Here is a 15,743-nt window from a genome sequence, read left to right on the forward strand (position 1 = left end):
TCCATTATATGCTTTTTTGCACAGAGTTTCAATATGCAATGCGGGCAGGGAAGCGGGTTTGGATGGAGGCATGTGGGCCGGATACCGCTGGCGGATTTGACAGAATCGACTAAATCCGCCGTTTGTTTCGGCGGTGCACCTGGACAGGCTGCCATAAAAAGACCATGCGTTTTGCACCCGTAAAGGGACGTTCGTGCCAGAATCGTTGAAAGGCCAAATTCCATTTCATACAATAAGACTACGAAATGGAGACAGGCCGGAGGTGGAACATTGAACATCGCTGTTTGTGAAAACAGCGGGGCGGCGGCGGAGCAAATGCGCTGCTGGATCCAGCAGTACTGCAGGCTCTATCGGGTGCCCGCTGTTCTGGAGTGCTTTTCTTCCCCCACCGCGTTTTCTGCCAGCGGCTCTCCGTTCGATATCGTCTATCTCTGCTCCGGCGGCAGTACCGGGTTTTATCTGGCCCGACAGCTGCGGGAGCGGGATCCGGACTGTAAGATCATCCTGGTGGATGACACCCAGGAGTATGCGGTCCGGGGCATGCGTCTCCATTGCACAGACTTTATTCTCCGCCCGGTGGAGTTCCGGCACATTGTCCGGAGCATGAACCTGGCGCTGAGGGGGTGGATGTGATCGAGCGGCTGCAGGTAAAGCGGCGAAAGTCTGGGGGGCCGGGACCCGGCGGGCTGGAGCAAAAGCTGCGGGGCCAGATGGCCTGGGCGGCGGGCACGGAGTTCTTTCAGCACCGGGACCCTCTGTACCATGTAACAGAATCCTTTCAGCAGACCTTTGACGCCATGGGCCGCCGTCATGCCGCCCAGCTGGGCGGGGAAACGGAGGAGAAGGAGCAGCCTGCCGGCGGGGAGACGGAGCGGCAGGGGGAACAGACCCCTGACCCCACCTCGGCCCGTTCCTTCTACGAGCGGGACCGGCCGGAAGATCAGGATATGCTCCGCCGGTTTTCCGAGACTGCCTTCCAGCGGGGCACCCTCTCCGGAGCGGTGCTCCAGGGTACAGGGCAGATGATGCTCTTCTCCTGCCTGAAAAAGACGGTGGGCCAGTCCCAGCCTGACAAGTGGCAGCAACGCAAGCTCTTTGAGAAAGCCTCCCCCATGCGCAACGTGCCGGGCCATAGTCCGGACAAAGTGGTGTTCAACCGGGGGTTTACCGACAGCGCCGTGGGCCTGGTGGTGGATACCCTGCGGGACGCCCGGCGTACGGTGGAGGACATGCGGGATCTGGCCCTGGGAAAGAGCGAGATGGGCCAGGCCGGAGCGGATACCCTGCGGACCATGTACCCCTTTCTGGACGACAGCAGGGAGCGGGAGCTGCTGGAGCAGTACCGGGACCAGCTGAAGGAGACGGGGGACACCCAGGAAAAGGCCGCCCTCCAGAGCGCCATCGGAAGGATGGAAGCCCTTGTGGGGAAAAAGGCCCAGATGAAGCAGGAGTTCATCAACAAGCTCCGCTTCCTCTCTGACCGGGCCAATGAGGCACTGGAGGCCTTCGAGGCTCCCGGCTTTGCCGGGGCTCTGGACCAGGCGCTGCGGGAGGCCACCGGGGCGGAGGAGCCGCCCCCCGAGGAAGGAGGCGGCGGGACAGATGGAGCAGCAGACACAACAGGGCCGGGAGCGGCAGCGCCCGGAGGAACAGCACACAGCCCAGACCCGGGAACGGAACCCTGAACGGGAGCGGCTGAGCGGTCCGGGCCAGTTGGCCCAGGCACTGATGGCGGGCGTTTCCCTTCTGGATTTGCCCCCCCTTCGATTGGAGGAGCTGGCCGCCCTCATGGGAAACCAGGGGATGGCGGATCTGCTGGAGCAGCAGTCCATTCCGCTGGAGGAGACCCGTTTTACCCTGCCGGAGCCCGTTGGGACCACTCCCTGGCCCGTGCCGGAGAGAGAGCTGATTTTGTCGGACCCGCCCCCGGACCTGACAGCGGGGGAGCAGGGAGGCAGGGCCTTCGATCCGGCGGGACTTGTGTATTAGTAAGGAGGGGAGTCCATGGATGAGACCTTCGATCTGCCGCCGGACAGCGGCGGGGAGCTGGCAGCCCTGCTGGAGCGCAGCGGTGTGGACTATGTCCGCCAGGGGGACCAGTTCCGCTTTCGCTTTACCGGCGGCGGCTGTACCTGGCAGATGGTGTGCCGCTGCCGGGAGGAACGGGTGCTGGTCTACGGCGTCCATCCGGCTCCCGTACTGGACGAAGGGCGGGCCGCCGACCTGTGCAGCCGGCTCAACAGTCAGCTGGTGGAGGGAAGCCTTTTCCTTCAGGAGGGACACTTCGTCCTCCGCACCAGCGCACTGCTTACCGAACGCTTTGAGGCGCAGGCGCGCATTGCCGCCGCGCTGGAGTATAACGCCGCCGTCCTTTCCCACTGGTGGGAGCGGCTGGCGGCCGAGGCCCAGGGCCTCACCATTCAACCCTGAATCCGAATCCCGGCTGGCTGGGGTTTTGGAGGATATCATCAGCAGGCGATATTTCAAAAAAGAAAGGAGGGGCGCTTCACGTCCGGCCCCCAGCCATGATATGCGGCGTGAAGCAACAGCATGGCAGAGTATCTTTCCCCGGGTGTCTACGTAGAGGAGTACGATTCCGGCGCAACACCCATGCAGGGCGTCAGCACCAGCACCGCGGGCTTTGTGGGCTTTGCGGAGCGGGGCCCGGTGATCGGGCAGCCCCAGCTGGTCACCAGCTTTTCCGACTACAAGCGCATGTACGGCGGCTATCTCAGCGACGCGGCCTACGGCAATAACCGCTTCCTGCCCTATGCGGTGGAGCAGTTCTTCGCCAACGGCGGCGCCCGGGCCTACATCATGCGGGCGGTGCCCGGCGACGCCCGGGCGGCCAGCATCACCAGCGGCGTTCTGAAGATCACCGCCGCCAACCCCGGCGCCTGGGCGGAGGAGCTGCGGGTGATCGTCGCCCCCGCCTCCAAGGCCAAGACCCAGGTCCTGGCGGCAAACGGCGCCGAACTGACCCTGAAGAATGCCGACGGCTTCAATCCCGGCGACGTGGTGGAGCTCTTTGACGGCAAGACCGCCGCCCACGCCACCATCAAGAGCGTGCTGGATAAGGTCATCACCCTGGACGCCCCCTGTGCTCTGGACGTGGCCGATACCCGCGTGGGCACCCCCAAGTACATCAAGACCTGTGAGATCTCCATCATTGCCCGCCTGGGCGAGAATGTGGAGAGCTACGAGAACCTCTCCCTCAAGCCGGACGCACTGAACAATGTGTGTGCCAGGACGGTCAAGTCCGACCTCATTGCCGTGGAAGTGGTGCCCGCCAAGGCGGCTCCCGCCCCGGCCAAGGAGAAGGACAAGGACGGCAAGGAGGTTCCCGCTCCCGCGCCCAAGGCGGCCTCCATCGTGCCCTTCGCCCTGTGCGGCGGCGGAGATGAGGAACTGGTGCTCACCCTCCAGGGGGGCAGCAACGGCTCTGTGCTCAACGCCGCTGCCGATGCCTTCCTGGGCAAGGACGACGGCCCGGGCAGACGCACCGGCCTGCAGGCCTTCCAGGAGAACAGCAATGTATCCATCCTGGCCATCCCCGGCATCACCGCCCCCGAGGTCCAGGCGGCCCTCATCGGCTTCTGCGAGGGCAAGAAGAGCTGCTTCGCCATTCTGGACGTGCCTCTGGAGCTCAAGAAGACCAACGACGTGGCCAACTTCCGGGATATGTATGACTCCACCTACGCCGCCATGTATCATCCCTGGCTGGAGATGTACGACGCCGGCGCTAAGCGCTCGGCCTACTTCCCGCCCTCCGGCGCCATGGCCGGTATCTATGCCCGCACCGACATCGAGCGGGGCGTCCACAAGGCGCCTGCCAATGAAGTGGTCCGGGGCTGCACCGGTCTCTCCTGCGCCTATAACGAGGGCGAGCAGGATATCCTCAACCCCATGGGTGTCAACCTGATCCGGGCCTTTACCGGCCGGGGCATCCGGGTGTGGGGCGCCCGCACCATCAGCTCCAACGGCCTGTGGAAGTACCTCAACGTCCGCCGCCTGTTCATCTATGTGGAGGAGTCCATCAAGGCCAACACCAACTGGGTGGTCTTCGAGCCCAACTCCGCCACCCTGTGGAGCCGGGTCACCCGCACCATCGAGGCCTTCCTGGCCACCTGCTGGCGGGACGGCGCGCTGGCTGGCGCTACCCCCGAGCAGGCCTTCTTCGTGGAGTGCGGCCCCACCACTATGACCCAGGATGACATCGACAACGGCCGGCTGATCTGCCAGATCGGCATCGCCCCCGTGAAGCCCGCCGAGTTCGTCATCTTCCGCATCACCCAGAAGACCGCTTCCGAATGATCTCCAGTCTCCCATACTGATACAGAAAGGACGAAATAAAACATGGCCATCAATTATCCATACAGAGTATTTCGGTACCAGGTGGAGATCGACGGGATCAGCCGGGCCGGCTTCTCCGAAGTGTCCGGCATGAGCGCCTCCACCGACGCCGTGGAATACCGCGAAGGCGACGACCTGCGCAACACTCCCCGCAAGCTGGCCGGTCTCACCAAGTACGGCAACGTGACCCTGCGCTGGGGCGTATCCGATGACAGCGACTTCCTGGAGTGGCTCAACTCCGTGGCTCCCACCAACACCGCGCCTCCCACCGGCATGGTCCGCCACAACGTGACCATCACCCTCATCGACGACGCCGGCAATCCCGGCCCCGCCTGGCAGCTCATCAACGCCTGGCCTGTGGGCTATACCGTGCCCGACCTGAACGGCCTGGGCGGCGAAGTGGCCATCCAGTCCCTGGAGCTGTGCCACGAGGGCCTGGAGCACATCCCCGGCTCCGTGGCCGGCGCGCCCGCTGACATCTGATCATTGACGAGGCAGACTCTGACGGCTTACGGGCCCTCCCGCCTGTGAGCCGTCAGGGGACGCCCGGCGGAGGAGGACAATCATGCAGACAGAATTTGAATTTGAGCTGCCCAAGGGCTATGTGGACGCCAACGGAGAGGTCCATAAGAAGGGCACCATGCGTCTGGCCACTGCGGCAGACGAGATCCTGCCCCTGCGGGACCCCCGGGTCCAGCAGAACGCAGGCTATCTGACCATCATCCTGCTCTCCCGGGTGGTCACCCGGCTGGGCACCCTGAGTGCGGTCAACACCCGGGTCATCGAGAACCTGTTTACCATGGACCTGGCCTATCTCCAGGATATGTACCAGCGCATCAATATGTCGGAAATGCCCCACTACCAGCTGACCTGCCCCCACTGCAACCAGCAGTTTGAGGTGCCGCTGGATTTTTTGCTGGGCTAGAGTGGGCTTCCGGGGAGGACGAGGGACTCCCCATCCGGCGTCTGGCGCCTCCCGATAGGCCGGGAGAGGACCCGGCCGCCTGGCGGGACCTGCCCCGCCGCCTGGACAGCCCCTTGTCCCGGAAGTCCGCCCAGGGGATGTCGCTCTATCCCCAGGATCGCCTCTATCAGGAGATGGCGTTTCTGGCCTACTACCTCCACTGGTCCAACGAGGACCTGATGGCCCTGGACCACTGGGAGCGGCGGCGCTGGTGCCGCGAGGTGTCAGGGATCAACCAGAAGCTCAGCGGAAATGAGCAGAAAACCTTTGAACTGAAGTGAAGGGCAGGTGAGATGAGCCATGGCCGACCCCACCTACAAGCCTCCCCGCACCGACCCCCTCCGATCCTTTCGCTTTCTGGTCAAGATGGGGGCGGGGGGAGAAGTATCTGCCGCCTTTGCCCGGTTCTCCGGCATCCAGATGGAGATGGAGACCATCCAGGTCCGCAGCGGCAGCGACAGCCGGGGCGTGAAGGAATATATCCCGGTGTTTACCAAATATGCTCCTGTGACCCTGAGCAAGGGTGTGATGGGAGACAACGCCTTTCTGGAGTGGGTCTTTTCCGCCAGCGCCGGCGAGTTCACCGGCCCCAATGACAACGAACTGCGGCGGACCATTGATGTGGTCGCTCTGGACGAGAAGAGGGTGGAGCGGGCAACCTGGACCCTCCAGGGAGCCATGCCCATCGGGTATCAGCTCTCCCCCATGGACAGCGGCCGCAGCGAGGTGCTCACCGAGAGCATCACCTTCGCCATCACCGGCGTCAAGCGGACATTTGAGCCGCTGCCCACAGACAAGGATTCCAATACTGATTCCGGATAGATTCCGGGTTAAGACTGAGTCAAATAAAAAGGAGGAAGACAGCATGGCCATTTCCGGCGCTTATTTCGATGTGCTTTTGGTTGGCCCAGGGGCTGTGCTGGCCGGCGACTTCCTCGCGGTGTCCGGCCTGGACATGGAGGCCGATTACGAGGTCTATACCGAAGGGGGGAGCAGCTATCCCCGCTTCTTTTTCAAAAATGTAAAGCCCCAGCACCTGGTGCTGGAGAAGGGCGTGGTGACCACCATCGACAGCGTCTCTCTGTTGATGTCCATGGTGAACCTGGGTATGTCCATCCCGCTGGCCGGTACCATCATTCTGAAGGACAGCTTCGGCACACCCAAGCGGACCTGGACCATCGTGGGGGCCTACCTGCAAAAGTATGTGGGGCCCCAGCTCAACAGCAACCAGGCCAGTGTGGCCGTCAGCCGCATCGAGCTGATCCATAACGGGTGCTTCTGATGAAATCGATCGCTGTGACAAAACCGGATATGGGGGTACTCTCCCGGCAGCGGCTGCCCCTCTCTCCCTTCGGGGCGCTGGCCCAGGCCTTTGGCGAGGAACTGCTGGCCAGAGCGGAGCAGGGAGAGGGCAGGTGGTCCTATGTGCCGCTGGAGCTGTTGGAGGAGGGGGAGGAGCCTCTCCCGTCGTCGCCGCCCTCCAGAGTGGAGCTGCATGTGGATCTTCAGCTGGTGCTGGAGGCCCTGCGCCGGGAGAAAGGACGGACGGAACAGCACCGGGCCACGGAGCGCATCGTGGAGCGGCTCCTCCGGCTTCAGCAGGAGCGGACACCCGGTCCGGCTGTGGAGATGACGGTCAGCCAGACCGTCATCCGGCCTCTCTATGGGACGGGGATCATCCGACAGGAATTTCATCAGAGCCTGACCCAGAACCTTCATGTGGCCGCAGCCGACAGCCGGGGACAGGTCCCGACGGGGGCGCTGGCACGGCAGGCTGAGGCCTTTTCCCGAAACCTGCAGCTTCTGCGGGAAGAGGGAAGACCGTCCCGGCAGGAGATCCCGCTGCCTCAGGGCCAGGCGGTGGTTCTGCCTGTGGCGGAACAGGAGAACTCCGGAATGACTGGGGAACGGGTCACTTCTGCACCGGCGGCAGACCGCAGACCTTCTTTTGCGAAAGAGCAGCTGCTTCCGCGGGAAGAGCTGACCTTACTGGAAGAGGCGGGAAGAGAGGCAGAAGAGACACAGAGCCAGGTGTTCCAACGTGAGGCGGATCGCCTGGGGCGCCTGGTGGAGCGCACAGTGGAAGAGGCCGTCCGGGCTGGAGCCGCAGAGCAAACACCCCGTACAGCAGACCGGCCCGGAATCATGGAACAGAGATCTCATACAATTATGGCGGACCGGCCCGAGGGGCACGGCACACCGGAGCGTCTCTTCCGTGAAGACCAACGGACAGCGGAAGACCTTCAGACCGGCGCGATACCCTGGCGAGAGGTTCCGACAATGCCGCCGGCAGACCGCCCCCTTTCTGCTTACAGGCCCATGGAGCTGACCCACCGGACGGAGGAGGAAGGAGAAAAGGGAAGGGCAGAGCAGCCGGAACCATCCCGACCGGACCGACAGTATGCCAATGGGGCGGAGAAGAAAGGGAATGCTGTTGCTTCCCAAAGTATTGCCCACACAGCCAGAGACATCCGGATGGGCGGCGGGCTACATTTCGGAGATGTGGAACATGTGGAAAAGTCCATAGCGCCTTTGCCCCTTTCCGGAAAAGAAATGGGTCAGGCGGCGCTGGTGACCGGAGCGGCAGGAACAGCAAGAACCGGCAGTCGACCGGCGGGACAGGATCAAACGCGCCCGACGGCGGATGCTGTGCTTCCCGCCTGTGGCCCGATGGAAGTGGAATACCGGAGTCAGGGGGAAGCGGAACAGCGGGAGACAGACCGTTCCGGCAGCCGTCAGACCGCCGGGAAGCCCCACATTGAGCAGAGCAGACAGATCGACCGCCCCTGCCGCCAGACGGAAGGTCGGACAGAGGAAATCTCTGCGGCGGCATCACCAATAGCAGGACGCCGGGAAGGAGTCCAGACAGCCCGTGATATTCGGGTGAGCGCCCCACCGGTGGGACAACATGAAACGCTCCCGACGGCGGACAGTATGCTTCCCGCCTATGGTTCGGTGGAATTGGAATACCGGAGTCAGGGGGAAGCGGAACAGCGGGAGACGGACCGCTCCGACAGCCGTCAGACCGCTGGGAAGCCCCGCGCTGAACAGGTTGGACAGACAGACCGTTCCCACCGCCAGACGGAAGGTCGGACAGAGGAAACCTTTGCGGCGGTATCTCCAATAGCGGGACGCCGGGAAGGAGTCCAGACAGCCCGTGATATCCGGGTAAGTGCTCCACTGATGGGACAGGACAAGGAGGCTCCGGCAGCAGATCATGTGTTTCCCGCCTATGGCCCGGTGGAACTGGAGCACCGGAGTGAGGGAGAGGCGGAACAACGTGAGACGAGCCACTCCGTCAGTCATCATCAGACCGCCGGGAAACCCCATGCTGAACAGGCTAGGCAGACAGACCGCTCCTACCGCCAGATGAAAGACAGGACGGAGCAAAGCACTGCTGCTATCTTTCAATCGTTAGGACGGTGGGACATGGTACGCCGGGAAGAAGTTCAAACAGCCCGTGATATCCGGGTGAGCGCCCCACCAGTGGGACAGGACAAGGAGGCTCCGGCAGCAGATCATGTGCTTCCCGCCTATGGCCCGGTGGAACTGGAGCACCGGAGCGAGCGGGAAACGGAACAGCCGGAGACGAGCCGCTCCGGCAGCCGTCAGACGGCCCCGAGTCCAAAGTCCGGCCAGAAGGTGACTGCCGCAGCTTCGGATCTTTTGCCGGAGAGCGGGAAACAGCAAACGACTGTCCCCGGTTTTGCAGCAGCGGGGAGAACGGGAAGCATCACGGCCCGGGATATCCGGACCGGCGGGAAGACCCCGCAGGGAGCGGAAAGAACAAAGGCTTCCGGATGGTCCCTCCCACCGGCCGGGCTGATTCTGAACCGCTCGGGTGACGGAGATGGTACAACCTCCATAACAGATCTGCCCCTGGCCGCAGAGAGAAAAACAGAGGCGAACCAAAGCCATGCCGGTACTCCCGTATTCCCGGTAGAGCCGGTCCCCCTGACCTACGGACCGGCCCAGGGCGGGGCAGGCGGGGAGAGTCAGGCGACATCCCGAAGCCCGGACGCCCCGGAGCAGGAGGAGTCGGAATATGTACGCAATCTGCCCGACTGGGCAAGAAACTTTTTAAAGAACAGCTGGAATGAAAGCGGTTCCTCCGGAGCCATGGGTGTGGCCCGGGAGATCGCCGTGCTGCCCCAGCCGGAGGAGCAGGTCCAGTGGACGGCCCCCAACTATCATCCGCCGGAGGCCTCCGTGGTCTACCGGGAAAAGGAAAAGAGCGTTCAGCCCCCCAGCAGAAGGGAGCCCCAGATCAGCGAGACAGAGCTTCAGCGGACTGCCGACCGGGTCTACCGCATGATCGAGGAGCGCATCCGGCGGGAACGCCGCCGGCTGGGCCTGTAAGAAAAGAAGAGAGGAGGCGGAGGAATGTATATCGGCGCACCCAACCCCAACATCATGGCGCCTTTGGAGAAAATGACCATTGAGCCCAAGGGAAAGTCGTCCTTTGAGGTGCTCTATAACCCTGAAAGCTATGTCCAGAGCCGCAGTGTCCGCTATGCCCAGTCCAGCGGTATCTCCACCAACACCCCGGTATCCCAGTTTGCCGGCGGCAGTCTGGAGGTCCTGCAGTTCCGCCTCTTTTTTGACAGTATGTCCGCCGGCAGCGAGGTGGGCGGCGGCCTGACGGACCGCCTTAAGTTTACCGCCAACAGCCTGCTGCCCAGCATCACCAAGATCGTCGATGTGCGGAAATACACCAAAAAGGTCTACAAGCTCATGGAGATCGACCCGGACAAGCATGTGCCGCCCCTGCTCAAGCTGAAATGGGCGTCGCTGCAGTTTACCGGCCATCTGATCAGCTGCCAGCAGAATTTTGTCCGCTTCAACGAGCAGGGCATCCCTCTGCGGGCCTGGCTGGACTGTGTGTTCCAGGAGTTCATCCCGCCCCAGAAGGCCACCCTGCCCCGCCCACTGGAGTCGCCGGACACCACCAAGTACCGCACGGTCCACCAGGGGGACGCCCTGTGGTCTCTGTCGGCCAGGGAGTACGGGCAGCCGGAGCAGTGGCGGGCCATTGCCGATGCCAACGGATTGGCCAACCCCAGGACACTGCGCTCGGGAGACCGGCTGGTACTGCCCGCCATTAAAAAGGGATAGACGGCAAGCAGTGAGAGGAGGTGGGAAGGGTGGACAAAGGCTCCTATACCTTTCAGGCACTGAGCAGCAAATATGAGGATTTCCGGGGCCCCGCCTTTACCATCAAGGTGGATGGGACCAAGCTCAACAGCGCGGAGATGCCCATCGCCTCTCTGGAGGTGGAACTCAGCGCCGACGGCTCGGCGGGAGGCTGCCACTTCTCGGTGGAGAGCCTGTACGATTTTTCCCAGTCCAAGTGGATCAATAACCTGGCCAAGACCATCCAGGTAGGCGCCAAGCTGGAGGTGCTGGGCGGCTATGTGAAGCAGGAACTGATCTTCTACGGCTATGTGGACGAGTACTCCATGGAGTACAGCGGCTCGGCCCCGCCCCGGTTGGCGGTGACGGGGATCGACGGCTTCGGCTATCTGATGAGCTGTCAGGAACCCATCTATGGCGGCAAGAAGACGCCCCAGAAGGTGGTGGAGGAGATCCTGACCAAGGCGGTATCCGCCGGCTACGCCAAGAGCAAGACGGTGGGCACCCTCTCCGGCTTTGACGTCCCGGTGATCAAGGAGCGGCTGGACGACTACAAATATCTGCGCCTGATGTCCGAGCGCTACTGTATGAGCCTCTTTTCGGTGGCGGGGGAGCTGATCTTCGACAACGTGGTGGCCAACAGCAGCCCCCTCATCAGCCTGACCGTGGGCATGGGCCTGCTGGACTTCCAGCGGCGGCTCTCCCTCCAGGGCCAGGTGGGGGAGGTGGAGATCTGGGGCCGGGATGAGAAACAGAAGTTCATCAAAGGGGTGGCCAAGAGCGTCAGCATCGGCGGCTCCGGCAAGAGTGCCGTACAGCTGGCCCCCAAATTCAAGCAGACGGCCCTGCGGGAGTACAACGAGTACGTCCGCACCGAAAAGCAATGTGTGGAGCTGGCCCAGGCCCGGCTGGACAGCAGGGCGCTGGAGTTTGTATCGGGCTCCGGGACCTGCGTGGGCATCCCTGAGCTGATCCCCGGCCGGTACATCACCATCAAGGGCCTGGACGACGACACCGAGGGCAGCTATTTTATCACCAAGGTCCGCCATCGGTTTACCGGGGAGGGCTACTACACCCAATTTGAAGTGAAGGGAGCCAAGGCCTGATGTACAACATCGCACAGGAACTGCAGGCCGCCATGTCCGCGGCCGGGAACAACCTTGAGTGGCAGACGAGACGGCCCGGGCTGTCCCTGGCGGTGGTGACCAACATCAACGACGACCAGAAGCTCAACCGGGTCAAATGCCTGCCCATTGAGAACAATCAGGTGGAGGAGACCGACTGGTGCTATGTGATGGCTCCCATGGGCGGCAAGGAGCACGGCCAGTTCTTCTTCCCCAGCGTGAACGATCTGGTGGTGCTGGCCTATCTGGGAGGCGATCCCCACCGGCCCCTGGTGCTGGGGGCCATCTGGACCGCCCAGGTCCCGCCTCCCTATACCATCCAGGACGGCAAGGTACATAACTACTCCATCAAAACTCCCACGGGGACGGAGCTGCTGTTCTACGACGAGCCCAAAAAGCAGAAGGTGACCATCACCCTGCCCTCGGGCACGGTGCTGACCATCGACGATGAGAACCAGGCGGTGGCCTTGAAGGACAAAAATGGGGAGAACGCCCTGAACATGGACCTGAAGGGAGGCAACATCACCCTGAAGGCCAAGACCAAGCTGGAGCTGTCGGCGGGGAGCACCACCGTGACCATGGAATCGGGCGGCAATCTCACCGTCAAGGCCACCAAGGAGATCGGAATCGAGACTGCCACCCTGACGGAGAAGGGAAGCGCCAAGGTCTCCGTTCAGGGGGGTGCGGTAGAGGTCAAGGCTACCGGTACGCTGGATCTCCAGGCTTCGGGCATAACCAATGTGAAGGGCAGCATGGTGAATATCAACTGACCGGGCCGCCGGTGAAAGGAGCGGGAGCGGATGAACGGAAAGGAATTTTTGGGCCGGGGGCTGAAGTTTCCCCTCCAGGTGGACCCCAGGACGGGCAAGATCGCCATGTCCGACCAGGAGGAGGACATCCGGGAGGCCATCGGCATCATCCTGCGTACCGGCAGGGGAGAGCGGGTCATGCGGCCCGAGTTCGGCGCCGACACCATGGACTACGCCTTTGCCTCCGCCTCCAGCTCCATGACCAATTCCATTTCCCACGATCTGCGCCTCATTCTTCTGGAGCAGGAGCCCCGCATCAAGGATGTGGAGATCTGGTGCGACCAGATGGATCAGCACAGCGGCGCGGTGGTGATCCAGATCAGCTACACGGTGCGCAGCACCAACAACCGCTATAACCATGTGTATCCCTTCTATGCCACGGAGGGTTCGGAAGGAGGGGGCGCGGTATGAGACTGCCGGTTCTGGACCCCAGAGACCGGGAGGCCGTCATGGCGCAGGTGGCGGCCCGTGCCCGGGCCTATACGCCGGAATGGCGGTACGAAGGGGCGGAGGACGACCCGGGCTCCGCTCTGGCGGCCCTCTTTGGGGAGATGTTCTATCAGACGGTGGACCGCTTCAACTCGGTGCCGGGCAAGCTGCACACGGAATTTCTCAACTTGACCGGCTTTCAGATGCCGGACCCCATGCCGGCCTCCGGTCTGCTTCAGTTCACCGCCCACGACACGGTGGAGGAGCCGGTGCCGGTGCCCGAGGGCACCCAGGTGTTTACCGAGGATGAGGAGCGGGAGCACATCGTCTATGAGACCCAGCGGCCCATCCAGTCCACCCCGGCCCAGCTGGAGGAGGTCTTTTATGTGGACCCCCGGGCGGAGGTGATCCAGCAGCTGGATCTGGCCAAGTCCCAGCCCTTCTTCTGCCCGGTGGAGGGGGAGAACCTCCAGCGGCACCGGTTTACCCTGTATCAGGACGACGCCCTCTCTCTGGCGGGCCCCTGCCAGGTGGAGGTGGAGCTGCGGCAGGACGGCGGCTTTACCGCGGCGGAGACCGCCGCCCGGCTGGCCGACCCATCTCTGGTCCGGTGGAGCTTCCCCAGCCAGGAGGGGGAGGAGCCCTTTACCGCCGTCCGGGCGGAGGGGAACCGGCTGCTGCTCACCTATGAGGGAAAGGCGGCTTTTACACCGGATGAGGAGGGACACTACCGGATCTCCTGCACCGGCGGCCTGGGCAGCGGCACGCTGCTGCTGGACGGGGTCAGCCTGTGCAGCCGGCCCGCCGGCTGGCTGCCGGTGGACGGAGTGTCCAACGGCGACGTGCCTCTGGATCTGGAGGAGGGGGGCTACTGCTTCGGCCGACGGCCTGCCGCCTACGCACTGTGCTACTTCCGGGCCGACCAGGTCTTCCGCAAGCGGGGGGCCCGGGTGAATCTGCATCTGGAGGTGGCGCCGGTAGTCACCGATCCGAACGGGGAGGAGCCCCATTATCAGTTCAATCAGCACATCATCGACAAGCGGGACGCGGTGGCGGTGGTGCCCGACGACGTCTATGTTTCCCAGGTGGCCTGGGAGTACTTCAACGGCCTGGGCTGGCATACCCTGCCGGTATCGGGCAGCAGAAATCCCTTCTCCTGCAAGCAGGATGGACCGCTGGAGCTGGTCTTCGACGTGCCCGCCGATCTGACCCCCACAGAGGTCAACGCCCAGCTGGGCTGGTACATCCGGGCCCGGGTGGTCCATGTGGAAAATGAGTTCTCCATGACGCCACGGTGGGTGGTTCCCTTTCTGAAGGACGCCCGGTGTACCTGGGCCTACGACCGGGGCCTTCCGGTCCAGGGGCTGGAGTCAGAAAACAACGGCAGCATGGTCCGCATGGAGGAGACCGAGGGGGTGGAGCGGCTGTCCTTCCCGGCCCTGGTGGGACTGGAGGAGCATCCGAAGGCCATGTATTTCCGCTTTGACCGCTCCCCCAACGCCATGCCCCTGTCCCTGTTCTTTGACCTGGCGGGGCGGGTGAAGCTGGAGGACAAGGTGCGCTTTGAGGCCTGGACAGGCAGCCGGTTTGAGCCGGTGCGCACCGTGGATCTGACCCGCAACCTGCTCAGCCCCGGCATGATGCTGCTCTACCTGTCTCAGCCTCTGCCCCAGCACACCCTGTTCGGCAGAGAGGGCTGCTGGCTGCGGCTGACCCGCAGCTCCTACCTGGACAACACGGGAGGCTGGCCCAGGGTCAATGCCATCCGGCTCAATACCGTAACTGCCCTCCAGCGGGAGCGGGCGGAGGAGGAACGCTTTTCTTCCGGCGCGTACGAGGCGGGCAAGACCCTGCAGCTGCTCCACAGCCCGGTGCTGGACCCACAGGTGTGGGTGGATGAGGTGAACGCTCTGGCGGTGTCCGATATGAAGGAGCTGGCCCGGACCCAGCCGGACCGGGTGGAGCTGGAGCGGGAGGACCGGATCATCACCCACTGCTGGGTACTCTGGCAGCGGCGGGATCAGCTGACCCTGGCCGGGCCGGAGGAGCGTTGCTACAGCCTGGACCCCTATGAGGGGACCATTACCTTCGGTGACGGCATCCACGGGCAGGTCCCGCCCCAGGGAGAGGAAAACCTGCGGGTGCGCTACTGGTTTGGCGGCGGCACCCGGGGCAACCAGCCCGCCGGTTCGGTCACGAAACTGGTGGGGGCCCTGCCCCGGATCAGCTGGGTGGAGAACATCACCCCCATGAGCGGCGGCACCGACCGCCTGACGCCGGAAAAGGTGGACGCCATCGGCAGCAAGGCCCTGCGTCACCGGGGCCGGGCCGCCGGTGTGAGCGATTTTGAGGAGATCGTCTCCCAGTCTTTTCCCCAGGCCCGGCACGTGAAGTGCTTCCCCAGCCGGGACGCCTCCGGCGCTTACGCCCCCGGTCATGTGAGCGTGGTGGTGGAGGGATGCGACCTGGACAGCCGGCGGGTCACCGAGGACCTGTGCCAGCGGATCTATGACAGACTGTCCCAACAGTGCGACTGCGTCATGGCCGCCGAGGGACGGCTCCATGTGGTGGCCTCCACCGTGATCACCGTCAGCAGTACGGTGACGGTGGAGATGGCCGATCCCGACCAGGGGGCCGCCACCCAGCAGGCCATCGCCCAGCGGCTGGAGGAACTGATCAACGTGCGCTGGCGGGAGCGGGAGATCGGCCAGCAGATCCGCATTGCCCAGGTGTGGCAGACGGTACGGGATACGCCCAACGTGCGCCTGGTCCGCAGCATCCTGCTGGAGGGCTGGTACGATCAGGCCGGCATACCCCGGGTGGTGCCTCTGGAGGAGGACGGCGCCTTCCCCTATGCCACGGTAAGAAGCGGACTCCACCTGATCCAGGTGGAGTAAGGATGATAGATTTGAGACGAGAGGGAGGGACGGC

Annotated in this window: 16 protein-coding genes; all 16 read left to right on the plus strand. The window is 63.5% G+C overall.

The window, feature by feature from the left end:
* Positions 1–270: 270 nt before the first annotated feature.
* The 16 genes from B5G34_RS08430 (at position 271) to B5G34_RS08505 (ending at position 15,709) form a co-directional block, all read left to right on the plus strand.
* Complete coding sequence (locus B5G34_RS08430; RefSeq protein WP_087336049.1) at positions 271–633, plus strand: response regulator; 363 nt, start codon at positions 271–273, stop codon at positions 631–633.
* Entirely contained in the window at positions 630–1,685 is a 1,056-nt protein-coding gene (locus tag B5G34_RS08435; RefSeq protein WP_087336051.1) for a DUF947 domain-containing protein, read from the plus strand. Before B5G34_RS08430 ends, B5G34_RS08435 begins: the two co-directional genes overlap by 4 nt.
* Entirely contained in the window at positions 1,603–1,989 is a 387-nt protein-coding gene (locus B5G34_RS08440; protein ID WP_087336053.1) for a hypothetical protein, read from the plus strand. The genes B5G34_RS08435 and B5G34_RS08440 overlap by 83 nt, the downstream gene beginning before the upstream one ends.
* A gap of 15 nt (positions 1,990–2,004) precedes the next feature.
* The gene (locus B5G34_RS08445) at positions 2,005–2,430 is read left to right on the plus strand and encodes a hypothetical protein (RefSeq protein ID WP_087336055.1); all 426 of its coding nucleotides are present in this window, start codon (positions 2,005–2,007) and stop codon (positions 2,428–2,430) included.
* A gap of 120 nt (positions 2,431–2,550) precedes the next feature.
* Positions 2,551–4,314 (plus strand): phage tail sheath subtilisin-like domain-containing protein, encoded by a 1,764-nt coding sequence (locus B5G34_RS08450; RefSeq protein WP_087336057.1) that lies wholly within the window; start codon positions 2,551–2,553, stop codon positions 4,312–4,314.
* Positions 4,315–4,356: 42 nt separating this feature from the next.
* Positions 4,357–4,836 carry a phage tail protein gene (locus B5G34_RS08455; protein WP_087336059.1) on the plus strand — a complete coding sequence of 160 codons (480 nt, stop codon included), beginning with the start codon at positions 4,357–4,359 and terminating at the stop codon, positions 4,834–4,836.
* An 82-nt stretch (positions 4,837–4,918) separates the two neighbouring features.
* Entirely contained in the window at positions 4,919–5,278 is a 360-nt protein-coding gene (locus B5G34_RS08460; protein ID WP_204245928.1) for a phage tail assembly protein, read from the plus strand.
* Positions 5,279–5,391: 113 nt separating this feature from the next.
* Positions 5,392–5,598, plus strand: coding sequence for a DUF6760 family protein (locus B5G34_RS08465; RefSeq protein ID WP_204245934.1), 207 nt, complete (start codon positions 5,392–5,394; stop codon positions 5,596–5,598).
* A 19-nt stretch (positions 5,599–5,617) separates the two neighbouring features.
* Positions 5,618–6,139, plus strand: a complete 522-nt coding sequence (locus B5G34_RS08470) for a phage tail protein (RefSeq protein ID WP_087336065.1) — start codon at positions 5,618–5,620, stop codon at positions 6,137–6,139.
* A gap of 43 nt (positions 6,140–6,182) precedes the next feature.
* Positions 6,183–6,599, plus strand: coding sequence for a phage tail protein (locus B5G34_RS08475; RefSeq protein ID WP_087336067.1), 417 nt, complete (start codon positions 6,183–6,185; stop codon positions 6,597–6,599).
* Positions 6,599–9,676 carry a hypothetical protein gene (locus tag B5G34_RS08480; RefSeq protein WP_087336069.1) on the plus strand — a complete coding sequence of 1,026 codons (3,078 nt, stop codon included), beginning with the start codon at positions 6,599–6,601 and terminating at the stop codon, positions 9,674–9,676. The genes B5G34_RS08475 and B5G34_RS08480 overlap by 1 nt, the downstream gene beginning before the upstream one ends.
* A 24-nt stretch (positions 9,677–9,700) precedes the next feature.
* Complete coding sequence (locus B5G34_RS08485; protein ID WP_087336071.1) at positions 9,701–10,432, plus strand: LysM peptidoglycan-binding domain-containing protein; 732 nt, start codon at positions 9,701–9,703, stop codon at positions 10,430–10,432.
* A 29-nt stretch (positions 10,433–10,461) separates the two neighbouring features.
* Positions 10,462–11,556 carry a hypothetical protein gene (locus B5G34_RS08490; protein WP_087336074.1) on the plus strand — a complete coding sequence of 365 codons (1,095 nt, stop codon included), beginning with the start codon at positions 10,462–10,464 and terminating at the stop codon, positions 11,554–11,556.
* On the plus strand, positions 11,556–12,344 hold the full coding sequence (locus tag B5G34_RS08495) for a phage baseplate assembly protein V (protein ID WP_087336076.1): 789 nt from the start codon (positions 11,556–11,558) through the stop codon (positions 12,342–12,344). Before B5G34_RS08490 ends, B5G34_RS08495 begins: the two co-directional genes overlap by 1 nt.
* 30 nt (positions 12,345–12,374) lie before the next feature.
* Positions 12,375–12,794, plus strand: a complete 420-nt coding sequence (locus B5G34_RS08500; protein ID WP_087336078.1) for a GPW/gp25 family protein — start codon at positions 12,375–12,377, stop codon at positions 12,792–12,794.
* Positions 12,791–15,709: a baseplate J/gp47 family protein gene (locus tag B5G34_RS08505; protein ID WP_087336080.1), complete on the plus strand. Its 2,919-nt coding sequence runs from the start codon at positions 12,791–12,793 to the stop codon at positions 15,707–15,709. The genes B5G34_RS08500 and B5G34_RS08505 overlap by 4 nt, the downstream gene beginning before the upstream one ends.
* Positions 15,710–15,743: the final 34 nt, after the last annotated feature.

The organism is Flavonifractor sp. An82 (assembly GCF_002159265.1).
Classification (GTDB): Bacteria; Bacillota; Clostridia; order Oscillospirales; family Oscillospiraceae; genus Flavonifractor.

Excerpts from the sequence above, each read along its gene's own strand:
- B5G34_RS08455 (WP_087336059.1), top strand. The coding sequence starts at position 4,357 with ATGGCCATCAATTATCCATACAGAGTATTTCGGTACCAGGTGGAGATC.
- B5G34_RS08445 (WP_087336055.1), top strand. The coding sequence starts at position 2,005 with ATGGATGAGACCTTCGATCTGCCGCCGGACAGCGGCGGGGAGCTGGCA.
- B5G34_RS08460 (WP_204245928.1), top strand. The coding sequence starts at position 4,919 with ATGCAGACAGAATTTGAATTTGAGCTGCCCAAGGGCTATGTGGACGCC.
- B5G34_RS08480 (WP_087336069.1), top strand. The coding sequence starts at position 6,599 with ATGAAATCGATCGCTGTGACAAAACCGGATATGGGGGTACTCTCCCGG.
- B5G34_RS08470 (WP_087336065.1), top strand. The coding sequence starts at position 5,618 with ATGGCCGACCCCACCTACAAGCCTCCCCGCACCGACCCCCTCCGATCC.
- B5G34_RS08485 (WP_087336071.1), top strand. The coding sequence starts at position 9,701 with ATGTATATCGGCGCACCCAACCCCAACATCATGGCGCCTTTGGAGAAA.
- B5G34_RS08505 (WP_087336080.1), top strand. The coding sequence starts at position 12,791 with ATGAGACTGCCGGTTCTGGACCCCAGAGACCGGGAGGCCGTCATGGCG.
- B5G34_RS08440 (WP_087336053.1), top strand. The coding sequence starts at position 1,603 with ATGGAGCAGCAGACACAACAGGGCCGGGAGCGGCAGCGCCCGGAGGAA.
- B5G34_RS08450 (WP_087336057.1), top strand. The coding sequence starts at position 2,551 with ATGGCAGAGTATCTTTCCCCGGGTGTCTACGTAGAGGAGTACGATTCC.
- B5G34_RS08475 (WP_087336067.1), top strand. The coding sequence starts at position 6,183 with ATGGCCATTTCCGGCGCTTATTTCGATGTGCTTTTGGTTGGCCCAGGG.
- B5G34_RS08495 (WP_087336076.1), top strand. The coding sequence starts at position 11,556 with ATGTACAACATCGCACAGGAACTGCAGGCCGCCATGTCCGCGGCCGGG.
- B5G34_RS08500 (WP_087336078.1), top strand. The coding sequence starts at position 12,375 with ATGAACGGAAAGGAATTTTTGGGCCGGGGGCTGAAGTTTCCCCTCCAG.